Origin of the sequence: Clostridium ganghwense, from assembly GCF_026735165.1 — a bacterium.
GTDB classification, from domain to species: domain Bacteria; phylum Bacillota; class Clostridia; order Clostridiales; family Clostridiaceae; genus Clostridium_H; species Clostridium_H ganghwense.
This window is the reverse complement of record NZ_JAPQES010000001.1, coordinates 1,062,270-1,078,360: the sequence shown is the minus strand read 5'-3', so window position 1 is coordinate 1,078,360 and position 16,091 is coordinate 1,062,270. Positions and strand designations below refer to the sequence as shown.

7 protein-coding genes and 1 riboswitch are annotated in these 16,091 nt (G+C 28.6%); all 7 genes read left to right on the top strand.

The window, feature by feature from the left end:
• Positions 1 to 74 precede the first annotated feature (74 nt).
• A riboswitch (Fluoride riboswitch) is annotated at positions 75 to 162 on the bottom strand.
• 129 nt (positions 163 to 291) lie between these two features.
• The 7 genes from OXH55_RS04900 (at position 292) to OXH55_RS04870 (ending at position 16,059) form a co-directional block, all read left to right on the top strand.
• A complete protein-coding gene (locus OXH55_RS04900; RefSeq protein WP_268048413.1) occupies positions 292 to 558 on the top strand; it encodes a sugar phosphate nucleotidyltransferase in 267 nt (88 codons plus the stop codon).
• Positions 559 to 1,011: 453 nt separating this feature from the next.
• A complete protein-coding gene (locus OXH55_RS04895; protein ID WP_268048411.1) occupies positions 1,012 to 2,418 on the top strand; it encodes a B12-binding domain-containing radical SAM protein in 1,407 nt (468 codons plus the stop codon).
• 3 nt (positions 2,419 to 2,421) lie between these two features.
• Positions 2,422 to 2,955 carry a hypothetical protein gene (locus OXH55_RS04890; RefSeq protein ID WP_268048409.1) on the top strand — a complete coding sequence of 178 codons (534 nt, stop codon included), beginning with the start codon at positions 2,422 to 2,424 and terminating at the stop codon, positions 2,953 to 2,955.
• Between the two features lie 546 nt (positions 2,956 to 3,501).
• Positions 3,502 to 6,414 carry a hypothetical protein gene (locus OXH55_RS04885; RefSeq protein WP_268048407.1) on the top strand — a complete coding sequence of 971 codons (2,913 nt, stop codon included), beginning with the start codon at positions 3,502 to 3,504 and terminating at the stop codon, positions 6,412 to 6,414.
• Position 6,415: 1 nt separating this feature from the next.
• Positions 6,416 to 8,224 carry an SWIM zinc finger family protein gene (locus tag OXH55_RS04880; protein WP_268048405.1) on the top strand — a complete coding sequence of 603 codons (1,809 nt, stop codon included), beginning with the start codon at positions 6,416 to 6,418 and terminating at the stop codon, positions 8,222 to 8,224.
• A complete protein-coding gene (locus tag OXH55_RS04875) occupies positions 8,221 to 9,714 on the top strand; it encodes a reverse transcriptase family protein (RefSeq protein WP_268048403.1) in 1,494 nt (497 codons plus the stop codon). The genes OXH55_RS04880 and OXH55_RS04875 overlap by 4 nt, the downstream gene beginning before the upstream one ends.
• A 702-nt stretch (positions 9,715 to 10,416) precedes the next feature.
• Positions 10,417 to 16,059: an AAA family ATPase gene (locus OXH55_RS04870; RefSeq protein ID WP_268048401.1), complete on the top strand. Its 5,643-nt coding sequence runs from the start codon at positions 10,417 to 10,419 to the stop codon at positions 16,057 to 16,059.
• Positions 16,060 to 16,091 lie beyond the last annotated feature (32 nt).

Below are 16,091 nucleotides of genomic sequence, written 5' to 3'. Positions count from 1 at the left end.
CCCCTTGCATTTTTAAAACAAATAATAAAAAAACTTCTACAAATTAGCATGTACATAAAAACATATGTATATGCTAATTTGTAGAAGTTATTAACTTAATAGAGTATAACCTATTAAGTGGTTTAGGATTTCTCCAAGGGCAACTTCATGCCCATTTTTAATTTAACCATGAAATTATAACATGAATTTTATTTGAATACAAGGATTTGATTACCAATAAATTTAACATTCACCCATACAGTATTTCCCACATAGTATAGAGTATAAACAATTAAGATGGAGTGTGTTTTAGTGATATATGCACTAATATTGGCCGGTGGAAAAGGGACAAGACTATTTCCATTATCTCGTGAGAAAAGTCCAAAGCAGTTTTTGGAAGTAATAAATGAAAAGAGTTTTTTACGGAATACCGTTGATAGAATAACTCCTTTAGTTAATAAAGAAAATATATGTGTGGTTACTAATAAAGACTATATAGATAAAGTTAGTGAAGAATTACCTGAAATAAATAAGGATAATATATTTGTTGAACCTACTAACAAGGAGACCCCGTTATAGACGATATAGGTCGTGGGGTGAAGGGGGGAGGAGAGTACATAAAATATATTAAGAGTAGTAGAATTTATCTGATCATAGATAGCTTTTATTTTTTGAAAAACCTTAAGGAATATTAAGAAAAATTTGATACAATATGTATTGATAGTTAAATTTTTATATTATACTTATTTATAAAATAAAAAATTGCTATAAATAGATGATTTAAAGTTTTGGAGTGACAATTAAAAATAAAAGTAATTTTAGTTTTTGTAGAAAAGAAGTATTGTTGCCTTAAATCTATGGATAGTAAATAGGAAAATACGCTAGAAAGAGGGGAGATAATTATTTTAATGCAGAATTTTACGTGAAAAAGAGTTAGTTATCAAGAAAGGTGAATAAAAATATCAAAGGATAAAGTATAGGTTTTGAAGTTTAATAAATTTTAAAACTAACTAAATATAGAGGAGTAAATATATGAAGCAACCAATATTAATGATAGCAGCTGGTATGAAAAAACCAAAGAAACAATTTAATCCTATGAATGAATTAAACCTATATTTAAATTATGGATTATTAGGGTTGGCAACAATTTTGTATAACAAGGGATATGAAAATGTAAAAATGATTCAAGGTGATTATAAAAATGTTGATATCGTTATACAAGATATAAAATCTTTTGGAATAGATATTAAAAAGTTAAAATATCCTGTTTTTATATCTGTACCAAGTTTTATTTCTTTATCATGGGCTGAAGAAATGGTAGAAAAAATAAAGAAAGAAAACAGGGAAATAAAAATAATATTTGGAGGAAGATGGGTTGTAGATAACAATATTAATTGGCTTAAAGAAAGATTGAATAAGGTTGATTTTTTTGCTAAAGGATATGGGGATAAATATATAGAACATTGTTTACATGTAGAAAATTGGAAAAATATAGACGAGCATTATCAAGAGGAAGTACAAGTCTTTAATGAGTTTAACTACAAATTGCTTTATCAGTATGAAAAATATCAACCGTGTATAGAAATATCTAGGGGGTGTGGAAGAGGCTGTGAATTTTGTTTAGAAAATAGGCAGAAAGCATTATTACCTAAAAATCCTGAAAATATAATGAAAGAAGCAATATTGACTTGCAAAATTTATAAAGAGGATGAATTAAATTTTTATTTTCAGGCAGCAATTTTTAATCCAACAATAGAATGGACTGAAAAATTTTATAGAATGTATAATGAACATAGAGCTAAGTTTAAATGGAGATTTGAAACAAGGGTAGACACATTAAATAAAGAAACATTATCTTTATTATCAAAATCAGGGCTAAAAGTAATTGATTTAGGGCTTGAATCAGCATCCTATACACAGTTGGTAAGAATGAATAAGACAAAGAATATAGATAAATATTTAAAAAAAGCTGAGGAGATAGTAAAAAAAGCTCATAACAATAATATTTGGGTAAAACTTAATATATTACTGTATCCAGGAGAAAACAGAGAAACACTTGAAGAAACGTTAGATTGGTTAAATAAAAATAAGAAATATATAAAAGGAGTATCAATAAATCCATTAATAATATATAGAAATGGAGAGTATACAAAAGAGTTTGTAAGAAGCATAGAAAAATTCAGTGAAAAAATGGTCGATATTGATAGAGTGGACGAATATGGATATACATTTATAGATTTAAGTAATGAAATAGATTTGAAAGAATCTGAAAAATTATCTTTGGAAATATCTAGAGAATATATGAATATTGATGACTATTTTGATTTAAAATCAATATCATATTTTTCTAGATTTACTGATTATGAAAAACTAAAGAAAGATATTATTGAGAATACATCTAGAAGTGAAATGTTACCATTTGAGATTATGGAGGAATAGAGTATGATATTTTGCATTATAGGATTAAGTTGCGTAGGAAAAAGTACTGTTGTTGATATGATTAAAGAAATGTATGGAATTAGGGGGATTAAGCAGTATACGACCAGATCTGAGCGAGAGGGAAAAGAGGAGAAAGATTATATATTTGTAAGTGAAGAAGAATATAATGAATTAGAGAAAAAAAATAGAATATTAGCAACCAGAAAATTTGAAATAGAATGTAGAGAGTATAAATATGGAATTCCAAATGATATTTCTAACAAAGAAACTTATATTATGCCAATAGATCCTGAAGGATATTTGAAATTAAAAAATAATATAGATAATTTAGTAGTGATTCTATTAACTGTTGATACTATGAAATTAATTGAAAGATATAAAAAAAGAGGTGGTAAAAATTTAGAAGAATTTAAAATTAGAATGCAAAAGGATCAAAAAGAAATAAATAAAATAAAAGATGAAATAGGTTATTTTATAGAAAATAATGATATATCGAATAGTGTTATTGAAATTAAGAAGATAATATTGAATTCTTAGGATAATATAAATCAGGCTAGTTTAAATGGAAACTGTACAATAATATTGATGAGAGAGTATAAATGTATAGAAAAATAGGTAGCATATTTTTGGAATTTATTGAAAAGGAAATAAATTCAGTTTCGGGTAATGAGATTTAAAAAATGAAAATAAGATAAATGAATTATTAATGAAGAGACTATTCTGATATTAGTAAGCTTTAAATGAGTAAAAACACTTGCATTATTTTACATTTAGCAACAAAAAAACTGTTCCAGTTTTGTAAGGAGCCTGTCCCCTTATAAAGATCTAAGTATAAGCATTGGTGGATTTCACATAGTATATTTCGCCTCCACCATTAAAACCCACGAATACATAATAATCGTATTGGAGAAATCTGGTGCGATTTATTGTTTTAAGCTGAATAGTTATGCTATAATAAATCATAAAAAATGGTAATCCAAATAAAGGACATAATGTTAAAGTTGTAGATATGTAAGAAGTATTTAACATAAATAAGAATATATATAAGACATTTAAAATAAAGGAGTAAGGTGGTTTACTACTATGTCAAAGTTTGAAAAACCTAAGGTGTTAAAAAAAATATGGAAAAAGGAGTATAATCCATTAAGAAATATAGTCTTATGGGGATGGGATAAAAACGATAACCCTAGTTTTGTTATTTTCTATGGACAACATGAGTTTGAAAGTACAGAAAATGATGATGATTATTATGATTATAATTCTGCAAGTTATATACTTGATGATGATGTTGAGTATACAAGCTATGCTGTATTTAAAGGGAAGGATGGGCACTTACCTTCTTTTGAAGCTATAACAATTATAGATGATAGTGGATACTATAACAGAAATGATGATGATTACCCCAAAATGTACTATAAAAAAGGGGTAAAAAAAGGTTGGTATTGGCAGGAACCAGATGACAACTATTTAGTTGAAGAATTTAAAAAGTTAGAACCAGAGCAGCAGGTTAGCTTTCCTTATTTTATTTCTCAATCTCATGAGCAATACGTACAAAAAATAGAAGCACAAAACATTCAGTTTTCTGACTTCAGATTAGCAAAAAATCCAAATGAAATTTTAAAATTACAGGGTGACCTTACAGCATATTATGAAATTATTACTGATATACTTAGTCATCACAATCTTTATATGAGAAAAAAGAATTTGAAGCAGTTGCTTTCAATGAATCCTTCTAATGAAGTGTATAAGATACTTTTCGAGTTAGGAAGCGCTGAAGTAATATCAGGGTTATTTTTAGAGTTAGGAAAAATGAATAATTCAATTTTAGTTGAAGAAGCAAAAAAACTTGTTCAATCTGAAATAAATTGGGCACATGAGAGTTATGCAAATGGTGTAAAGCGATGTGCAAATATATACATAAATGCTATGGACAAGGAATTAAAAGAAAATAGGACAAAGTGGATTCGTGAATCTCTTCCAGAGATGGATTTGAATCTTATTAGTATAGATGGTGAGGAAATTTCACCAGATAAAGTACTAGATGGATCTGCATATAGAAGATATGCTTCTTATGGATTATTAAGGGAGTATAACTACAGTTATGATTATGAACAACGTAAATCTGTGAAGAAGGATGTTCCAAAACGTTATAAGATAGGGCCATACACAGATGGGATAAGAATTAAAATTGGTGATTTTAAAAATACATTACAGGAAGCTGAGACTTATGGATTAGCTGATGTGATTGGGAAAATAGCCTATTACTTAGATGCACCACGATTAACTTATTATTTTAAAGGTAGTGATAGAAACAAACAATTAGATTATTTTCAAAGATATGTGAGAAGAATTATTGATTCTTATGCTAAGAATGACCCAGATAAATTTATAGAAGCTATGAAACATCTTTTCATAAGTTATAAGCCAGGAGATTATGTATGTAAGTTTCGTGGTAACTTCCAATTTAATAAGTTTATAAAGCACTATTTATATTATGATTTTAAGGAAAAAGCTCCTGTCGGATGGGATAATTGGGAAGCTAGAGATGAGTGGATGAGTAATGACCAACTAATGAAGCTTGAAGGTCGATATGAGTTAATGCAGGAAATATGGGACAATCATTTAGATGTTGTGGTAGATATTGCCCTTAAATCACAGGTTAATACTGTGGTAAAAGCATGTTATTATATCTTGAAAGATTCTCCAAATACTAATGAGCTAATTGAGAATATTACATATAAGCAGTTAATTAATTTAGCACTTGCATCATATGAACCACTTGCTGAAATGTTCATGGATATTCTTAAAAACAAGTTAGAGCAATTAAATACCTTTGATTCAGAATTGATGATTGCTTTAATTGGTTCTTCAGATAAGAAAATGCACGAACTTGCTATGGAGTTCTTTGAAAGCACAAATGGATTATTTGCACCTTCAGATGTGGCAGATTTATTATTCTTAGATAGTCTTGAAGAATGGAAGGAATTATTTAAGCAAAACCTGTTTTCTTTAGATGGAGATCAATATGTGGAATTTATAAAGTACACTATAAATAATGCAAATAGATTCACAGAAATGGACATAACTCTTTCAGAAGATATCAGAGACATGCTTTCAATATCAATGGATAAAGCGAAACATATTTCAAAAGCTGAAAAACTTAATTTAATGTCAGATTTGATTGCTGTGCTAAATGAAGGACAAAAGATGCCGGAATGGTTAGGGACATTTGTGGAAGAAGTAATTTTTTCATTTGCATATGAAGATCTAGAGTCTTTGCTTACAGAAATAATTATAGAACCTGCAAAAAGTTCAATTCCATCGAGAAATAAACAAGTTATTTCTATTTTGGAATCAATCAAAAATAAGAGTTTACCTTCTGATTCTGAAATCATAAGTATTTTAGAATCTGGTACATCTAAAATGATTAAAACATTATTTGGTATTATCACGCAAAATAGTGAAGAACTAAACAACAGATTTTCAACTTTGCTAATCATGCTTGAATCAGAGGCAACTGCACTTAATAAAAAAGCAGAAGAGATTTTTGATAATATGCCTCAGGAAAAACAAAAAAAATTACATGGTCTTATTATTGATTCGCCTGTAATTAGAGCTTATTCCTTTGGACTTAAAAAATTGGATGCAATTTATGGGGAGTTAATTCCTGAAGAGTTTATCATTCAAATGTTGGAACATAGTTCTTCTGATGTGAAAGCTTATATTTCTGATAAAACGAATAAAATTCTTGATAACTTAGGAAATGGAAATGAGGATCTTTTTATGTATTACATAAGAACTCTCTTATTGTTACCTAATAAAATTTCTAAAAGTAAAGATAGGGTGTATGAAGTTATTCCTAAGTTCGTACTTAAATATAGAGATAAATTAGAAGAAATTCAAAATATATTACTGGATATTGGAGGTTCCAATATCATTAAGGATTCAGAACGTGCACTGATTGCACTAGCTAAAATTAGAGAGGAGGTTATGTAACTTGAAAGTTAATTATGAATATGCAAGTCCATCCATGTGCGTTCAGCAAGGGGACCAAACTGTTTTAGGACTTAGTCCTGATCTTTCAAGAGATGAAAAAGTATCTTTTTTAGGTAAATTGAAACATCCCCTTGTTTTTAGAGATGCTATGCTTATGCTCCGTGAAATTGTTGTTTCAGATATGAGCCAGAAAAAGAAAGAAAGAGTTGAATTTTTTGCATGGCTTGAGCAGGAGATTGAAAGACGAATGCTTGAGCATGAACAGTATATGCCTGGAGTAAGAGAAAATTTACAAAAGGATATGGATGAACTAGTAAATCAAATAGGCCAAAAAGGTGATGAAATAAAGAAGCTAGTAGATATTAAAAACCACATAAAGAAAGAAATTGACAAATATGATATTTGGAAAGATTATTATAAAATCGAAAGAGATTTTTGGAAATTTATAAAAGATAGAGATTATGCACTATGGTTTGTATTAGACCCTGTAATAACTGTGCACCCTGATCAAGTGTCGTTTGAAGCATTTTCTCTAGATGAATCTACATATGGATGTTTATCTATTGATATGGATGAATTTGAATTGCTTCAAGAGCCTAAGCTTGGAACAACAAATATAGATTTTTCAGCTAAATTGGCTAAGGAAATGGAAAGATTCCGTACATATACAGATGTAGAGTTATCTGTAAATCCAGGAGGTTTTACTGTAGATACAGGGGTAATGCCTGAGCACGTTGAAAAGAAAATAGATTTGCCAGAAACTTGGATAAAGGGCTTTAATCAGGTTTCTTCAGCAGCAAGTCTAGGTGGAATAGATATTGAACTATCTCCAGTAGATATGTATGATATATGTTCTTTTTTAAGAAGACACAAAGCACATAAAAGTCCTAGATATATGAAATGGGTATTAGAGCCTGGCAAGCCAGTGAAAATTGTTTTTGAACCTTTTGGAAAAGAATGTACTCTTAAAGCTATTTACAATGGAGAGAAAAAGCGAGAAGAGAAGATATGGGGAAGAAGACGTTGGCTGGTTATGGAGAAGATAATCCCACTTGCTAAATCTTTTAAAGTTAGATTGCTTGGTTTTGGAATGCCTCAATTTATCACAGCAGATTTAGGAACAATGAAGATGACTATTGGTTTTTCTTCATGGTCTTCTAATGACTGGGTAAAGGGAACTGCATTTAACATTTTAGGTGGATTTATTGGAGATGGAAACTATGAGGATATCTATAAGTTGATGAAAGAGCATAGAGGTTTATCTTTGGAGGATATTTATGATAAATTAAATGATACTTCAAAGAAAGATAATAAAGCAGGCGTAGGTATGCTATTTAGACGTGGTGAAGGATATTACGATGCTGTTAACGATACAGTACGATTTAGACAGTTATGCAATACTCCTATTGCTAAAGAATTATATGAGACAACTCCTATGGAGTTAAAAGTTCAGGAAAATATGGATGAAGAAATGAAAAACTTCAAAGTAAAAATGACAAGTGATAAGGAATTTGTTGCATCCCATTCATTTAAAACGCCTAACAGTAAATATAAAAATTGGAGATATCATGGTTCTGATGACTATTATAGAAAATTTGATATGACAGAAACAGAATTAACTATTGATGAGGATGGTCAAATTTCTAAAGTGAAATGTACATGTAGGGAGTTTACGAAAGGACCAAGGAACATTTCAGCTCCTTGTTCACATATCCTTGCTTTATATATGATGTCTTCAAAATTTTTGAAGCTAAAATTGAAGCCAGATAAAGAATATAAAATGAATGATATTATGGAGTTGTTATTATGATGGATAATTATGAAACTGTACAAAATACACAGGCAGAATACAGAGAAAGAGTAAATCATATGGGTAAAAAAGAATTTACTCTGTTAAAAATGCAGGAATATGGATTTTGGCCAAAAGATTTACCTACACCTTATGAAAGACAAGATAATGAAACACCCGAGCAGTATGAGGACAGACAAAAACTTTTAAAAGAATATAACAAAATAATTAATGAAATTGGAGAATTATACAAAGAAAAAGATGAAATTAATATAAAGTTACGTCAGATGAAGAAAGAATATGACGAAACTTGGGATTACGAAAAAATCCGATTAGATGTAGCACAAAAAATTATGAAAGAGTCCATTGCACGACGAGCTGAAAGAAAAAAACAACGAGAACTTGAAAAAAGACAGCGCTCAGAAGCATGGGAGAAGAAAAAAGCTGACAAAATTGTGTTTATTGGAAAAGGCTATTCCAGCTTGCTTCATGATATGGAGTGCGATGATGAGAAATTATTATCTCTAGGACTACCTATCATAAAAACTGATAAGAATTTGGCTGAATTATTAGGTATTGAGTATAAACAACTTAGATTTTTAGTGTATCATAGAGATGTAGTTTACGTTGATCATTATAATAGATATACAGTTCCTAAGAAAAAAGGTGGTCTTAGAAATATTGCAGCCCCAAAATCCACAATGAAAACTGCTCAGAAGAAAATTTTGGAGGAGATTTTGTCCAAATTTTCTGTTTCAAATCATGCACATGGATTTTTGAAAGGAAAGTCAGTTGTTTCAGCAGCACAATCGCATGCTAAGCAACCTGAATTACTGATTAATATGGATCTTGAAGATTTCTTTCCAACTATTACATTCGAAAGAGTTAGAGGTATGTTCAAGGCTTTTGGGTATTCTGGATACATTGCATCATTGTTGGCTATGATTTGTACTTATTGTGAGCGTATGCCTATAGAAGTAAGGGGAAAAATAAAGTACGTTAAAACATCCCACAGAATTCTACCACAAGGTTCGCCAGCAAGTCCTATGATTACAAATATTCTTTGTGTTAAACTAGATAAAAGACTAAGTGGATTAGCTTCTAAGTTTGATTTTGATTACACGAGATATGCAGATGACATGAGCTTTAGCTTTAAAGCTAACATAGATGATATGGAAAATTTAAATTCTGGGAAATTTTGCGGTCTGGTTTCAAAAATAGTAAATGAAGAAGGTTTCAAGATTAATAAAACTAAAACTAGATTTTTACGAAAAAATAATCGTCAATGTATTACTGGTATTGTTATAAATAATGAGCAGATTGGTGTTCCAAAAAAATGGATAAAAAGATTAAGAGCCGCTATTTATAATGCTAATAAGTTGAAAAAGACTGAAAAGGTTCCAGCTAAAGTAATAAATGAAATATCTGGTATGACAGCATGGATAAAAAGTGTTAATGCTGAAAGATATAAAGATATTATTGATGATGCTATGAAAATAATAAATAATTAACTATTAAGTATTGAATTTATTGTCTTAATTTGGTATACTGTTACATAGAGTTGAAAGTATAATAATAGATTTCTTGGCCTTTATGCCTCGGTGTTGCGCCGCGGTGGAGATTTGTAGCTCATACATCACCAGGTTGTGCGCAATTCGCTGCGCTGCCACTAATGTGCAAATGAAAAATCGATCCTTCGGTTATTCGACATTAGTGGCGCTACGCTGAAGTGTCACAACCAGATATAAGAATTGTTAGCAAGAAATCTATTATTTGTTTTTTTATAAATATTATTAGAGGAGTTTGAAGACTATGCTTCACCTCTAACAATAAAAACAACGCCGTACTGGAATTTTCAGTACGGCGTTGTTTAGTTTGAGAGTGTATTATCCTCCAGCATATAATTATAAATGAATTAATATGCTGGGGGATTTTTACGTCCCCAAAAAATAATCCATTTAAAGAGTTTTTGTACAAAAATATAACAATATTATACAAAATTTAGTATAATATTATTTAAAAGGAAAACCTTTTAATAAATAGATATATTTTAAGTATTTGTTTATTTATCATAAATTTTCATAATAATAAGCTAAATAATTAAAAACATAACCTTGAAGTTATGTCAAAGATAATACTGATTACTTTATAGAACTATAAAATAAAGTATAAAAAAGGATGGATGAATTATGTTGGGACTTAAAGAATACCAAATGGATAAGTTAATTTATGAAGGTAAAGATACACTTGTTTACCAGGGTTATAGTAAACGAAAAAAAGAAAGTGTAATTCTTAAGACAGTATCTTCAGAGAGAGTAACATTAAGAAGTATTGAAAAATTAAAGAATGAATATGAAATTGCTCAAAGAATTAATTGTGTTAAAGGGGTATTAGAAGCATACGCTTTAGAAAATTGGGATGGTAGACCAGTTTTAGTTAAGGAATACTTTGAAGGAGATTCACTTAAAAATCTAATTAAAAATAAAGATATTAGCATAGAAAAATTTTTTGAAGTAGCTATTCAACTTGTTGATATTCTAAATGATATACACAAGAATAAAATTGTTCATCTTGATATTAATCCTAATAATATTTTAATTAATGTTGATGGAGAAGTAAGGATTATAGATTTTAATAGTTCTATGATAATGATAGAAGACAATAAAAATGAAAAAAATCCTGAACAATTAGAAGGTACTTTAGAATATATATCACCAGAACAGACAGGAAGAATAGGTAAGCTAGTAGATTATCGTTCAGATTATTATTCTTTAGGTATATGTTTTTATCAATTATTAACAGGAAAATTACCTTTTAATAATTCTGATAGAATAGAACTTATTTATGCGCATATTGCAAAAAAAGCTATACCTCCCATTGTAGTTAATGATAGGATACCACAAGTAATCTCAAACATCATAATGAAGTTAATAGCTAAAATGCCAGAAGATAGATATCAAAGCTTAATTGGTTTAAAAAGAGATTTAGAAAGATGCAAAGAAAGTTTTAAATCCAATCACAACATAGAAAACTTTGAAATTGCACAGGAAGATATTAATGATAGATTTGAAATATCACCCAAATTATATGGTAGAGAAGAAGAAATTAAAGAATTACTTGCTTCCGTTGAAAGAGTTGGTAATGGTTCTAAAGAATTATTATTAATCAAAGGTTATTCAGGAATAGGTAAGACAGCTTTAGTAAATAAAATACAAAATGAAATTTTAGGTAGCTCAGCTTATTTTATATGTGGTAAATTTGAACAATTGCAAAGTGAAACACCCTATAATGCTATTATTCAAGCACTTGAAAAATTTATCCATGAGTTGCTTATGGAATCTTCTGAACAATTACAAATATGGCGCAAAAAAATATTACGGGCAGTAGGAAATAATGGACAAGTACTTGTGGATGTTTTACCATCTTTAAAACTGATTATTGGAGAGCAAGAGCCAGTTCCAGAATTAGGATCAATGGGAACTCAAAATAGATTTAATTTAATTATTGAAAACTTTATGAAGGTAATTGCTGAAAAAGAACATCCACTTATTATGTTTATTGATGACCTACAGTGGGCAGACATTGCTAGTTTGAATTTTATAAAAACTTTAATGACAAATGAAGCAATTGAAAATTTGTTAATTATTGGAGCGTATAGAGATAATGAAGTTAATTCACTTCATCCAGTTAACATTATGAAAAATGAGCTTATTAATAATAAAGCTAATGTTAATATTATAGAATTAAAATCATTAAAGGAAAAAGAAGTACAAGCATTACTTGAAGATACTTTAACGAGTTCAAGAAAAGAGTCTACTTCGTTTAAAGAACTATCGGATTTTATATATAGTAAAACTGCAGGAAATTGCTTTTTTATGAGAGAATTTTTAAAGATATTGTATGATAAAAAATACATTTGGTTTGATTACCAGTCAATGCAGTGGTGTTGGGATACGGAAGAAATAAAAAAAATGGATATAACTGAAAATGTAGTAGACTTGCTAATACAAAAAATAAATACACTAAATCCTTCAACTGTAGAAGAATTAAAAAATGCTGCTTGCATAGGAAATCAATTTGATTTAAGAACTCTTACTCTAGTTAGTAATAAATCTTCAGAGGGGGTATTGGAAGAATTACAGGTAGCTGCTGATAAAGGACTAGTATCTATTTTAAAAAATGAAAGTATGGATTTATCAAAAGATAATATTAAATTTAGATTTCTACATGACCGTATACAACAGGCGGTTTATGCTTTAATACCTAAAGAAATGAAACCAGCTGCTCATCTACACATAGGTAAATTACTGTTAAAAGAATATTTACATTCTGAAAAAACAGAACAATTATTTGAAACAGTAAGACAGCTTAATGCAGGTAGAACTATCATAAGTGAAACAACAGAACGTATAAAACTTGCTGAGTTAAATTTAAAAGCAGGTATGGCGGCAAAAAGTTCATCAGCTTATAAAGCAGCATTTGTTTATTTTGAAACAGGTATTAAAATGTTAAGTAATGATTCTTGGAAAAAATATTATGATATGACACTAAAATTATATTCTGAAATAACAGAAATGTCTTATCTTATTGGTGATTTTGAAAAAATGGAGCAATATTCAAGAATGGTTTTAGATAATGCGAAAACAGTAATTGATAAAGTTAAGGTGTATAATGTAGAATTGCAAGCTTATCAATCTCAATTTAAAATACAGGAAGCTTTGAATATAAGTATATCAGTATTAAAAGAAATGGATATAGATATTCCTATAGCACCAACACAAGCTGATATAGAAAGTGCTTTTGCTAATCTAAAAGAAGCTATGTCAGGAATGGAAGTAGAAGAATTAGTTAATCTTCCTGTAATGAAAGAGCCTATAAAACTTGCAGCAATGCAAATTTTAGCTGGCAGCATATCTGTTACATATAAAACAGCACCTATGCTGACTCCAATAGTGGTATGTAAAATGATGGAACTTTCATTGAAATATGGTAATGCACCTCTTTCAGCAATGGCTTATGCATCCTATGGAATGATTCTTAGTTCATCAGGAATTGATATAAATCTTGCATATAAACTAGGGAAAATGAGTTGTGCTCTAATAGAAAGTCAAAAATTAAAACAATATAAACCAATGGTTTTAAACATATATAGTGGGGCTATACAACAGTGGAAAGAACATTTACGTTTAACTTTAAATCCTAGTGAAGAAGTATATTATTCAGGTATGGAGAACGGTGATTTTGAATATGCTGGATATGGACTCTTGGTATATTCTAAGAATGCAATTTATCTTGGTGAGTCGCTTAAAGAATTAGAAAAAAAAATAAAAATAAATATAGAAAGACTTAGAAAAATTAAACAAGGAGTATCTTCAAATTGGATAAGTATTTTTGGACAATTTGTTTTAAATATGCAAGGAAAATCAAATACTCCTACAAAATTAATAGGTGAATTATGTGATGAAAATTCTATTATTGATATTATTAGTAATAATGGTGATATAGTTACAAAAACATACCTTTTGGTTAACAAAATGATGCTTAATTATTACTTTCAAAGATATTCTTCTGCTATTGAATGTGGAGAAAAAGTAGGGGAAAGTATTAAAGGACTTTCAGGATTATTAGATGAAGTTATCTATATTTTCTTTGATTCTCTTTCAAGACTTGCGGTATATTCTGATGCTTCAGATAAGGAAAAAGAAGAGATTTTAATAAGAATTTTACAAAATCAAGATAAAATGAAAAAATGGGCTGAGAATGCTCCAATGAATTTCTTGCATAAATTTTATTTGGTTGAAGCGGAACAATTCAGAGTATTAGGGAAAACTGATGAAGCGATAAAGTGTTATGATAAGGCCATTTCATTGGCAAAAGAAAATGAATACATAAATGATGAAGCTTTAGCTAATGAGCTTGCTACAAAATTTTGGCTTAGTAAAAATAACTATAGATATGCTAAATTACACTTTAAAGAATCATATTCTTGCTACAAGCGTTGGGGAGCAGAATCTAAAGTAAAGGATTTACAAAATAAATATTTACAAATTTTTCATGAAAAATTTGAAGGTAATATCATTGAAAGTCAAACTACAATTTTAGAGTTAGTAGATATTGCTGCAATTATGAAGGCAAGTCAAGCTATTTCACAGGAAATTGTTTTAGAAAAATTAATAAAAACATTAATTAAGATTGTTATAGAGAATTTGGGGGCTCAGAAAGTAGTTTTTATTGTTAAGGAAAAAGATAATCTTATAATTAAAGGCAAAAAAGAAAGTGAACAAGAAAAAATAACTGTTGGATTAAATATAAAAGTTGAAGAATATGGGGATATTCCTAAGAGCATTATAAATTATGTTAGTAGGACTATCGAAAATGTTATTTTAGAAAATGCTATTGATTCAACAAAATTTGGCAATGATAAGTATATTGTTAAAAACAAATCTAAATCAGTTTTATGCTATCCGTTAATAAATCAAGGCGAATTTAAGGGAATAATTTATGTAGAAAATAATCTTATGAGAGGTGCTTTCACAAAGGATAGATTGAAAGTTTTAGAAATACTCTCTGCTCAAATAGTTATTGCTCTTGAAAATGCAAAGTTATATGAAAAGTTAGAACTTTCTAATGTAGTATTAGATAATAAAGTAAAAGAACGTACATTAGAGTTAAAAGAAGAGAGAGATAGATTGCAAAAGTATCTTGATATTGCAGAAGTTTCAATTTTAGTTTTGGACAAAGATGATAAAATAACATTAATTAATAGAAAAGGGTGTGAAATTTTAGGATATTGTGAAGCGGAATTACATGGAAAGCAATGGAGTGAATTTATTAGTAAGAAAGAGCACAAAGAGGAAAATAACGATGTTCAAACATTAATAAGTGGAGAATTAGTGAGATATTCAGAAAAAATTGTTACAACTAAAAATGGTGAAGAAAGAATGATATGTTGTTATAATGTTACACTAAGAGATAAATATGGAAAAGAAGAAGGAACATTGAGCTGTGGAGTAGATGTTACTGAATATAATTTACTAAGAGAACAGCTTGAATATAATAAATTAAAATTAGAGCTTTTAGCAAATTTATCTCATGAGTTAAAAACACCATTGAATCTATCATTTTGTGCATTACAAATGTTAAATTTATATCTAAATAATAATTTAAGTTCAGAAGCTAATGAGAAATTTGAAAAATATACAAAAGTTATTAAGCAAAATAATTATAGACTTCTAAAGTTAGTTAATAACATAGTTGATATAACTAGAATAAATTCTAACTCTTTCGAATTAAATTTAAAAAATAATGATATAGTAGAATTTATTAGCAAGATAACTTATTCAGTTTCAGATTATGTAAAAAATAAAAATAGAAGATTAAAATTCAACTCAAATATAAAAAATAAGGTAATTGCTTGTGATCCTTTTAATATTGAAAGAGTAATGTTAAATTTACTTTCTAATGCTATAAAATTTACGGATGAAGGAGATGAGATTTCTGTAAATATATATGATAAGGAAGATTCAATTAGTATAGTAGTAAGAGATACAGGAATTGGAATTCCAAGAGATAAGCAGAAGATGATTTTTGAACGTTTTAGGCAGGTAGATAAATCTTTTACTAGAAATAGTGAAGGAAGTGGAATTGGCTTAACAATTGTTAAATTACTTGTTAAATTGCATAATGGTAATATTACTGTAGAGAGTAAAGATGGTGAATTTACGGAATTTACTATAAATCTACCTTCTAGAAAATTAGATTATGAAGAAGATATTGCTATGGATAATTATAATGAATTTGAAAATAATTTAATAGATAGAATTGATATAGAATTTTCGGATGTGTATGGATTATAATTATGTAACCCAATATAAATAACTTACCTCCA

What these genes read in the sequence shown, in the direction of transcription:
- OXH55_RS04895 (WP_268048411.1), top strand. Translation starts at nt 1,012, where the DNA reads ATGAAGCAACCAATATTAATGATAGCAGCTGGTATGAAAAAACCAAAG.
- OXH55_RS04890 (WP_268048409.1), top strand. Translation starts at nt 2,422, where the DNA reads ATGATATTTTGCATTATAGGATTAAGTTGCGTAGGAAAAAGTACTGTT.
- OXH55_RS04885 (WP_268048407.1), top strand. Translation starts at nt 3,502, where the DNA reads ATGTCAAAGTTTGAAAAACCTAAGGTGTTAAAAAAAATATGGAAAAAG.
- OXH55_RS04875 (WP_268048403.1), top strand. Translation starts at nt 8,221, where the DNA reads ATGATGGATAATTATGAAACTGTACAAAATACACAGGCAGAATACAGA.
- OXH55_RS04870 (WP_268048401.1), top strand. Translation starts at nt 10,417, where the DNA reads ATGGATAAGTTAATTTATGAAGGTAAAGATACACTTGTTTACCAGGGT.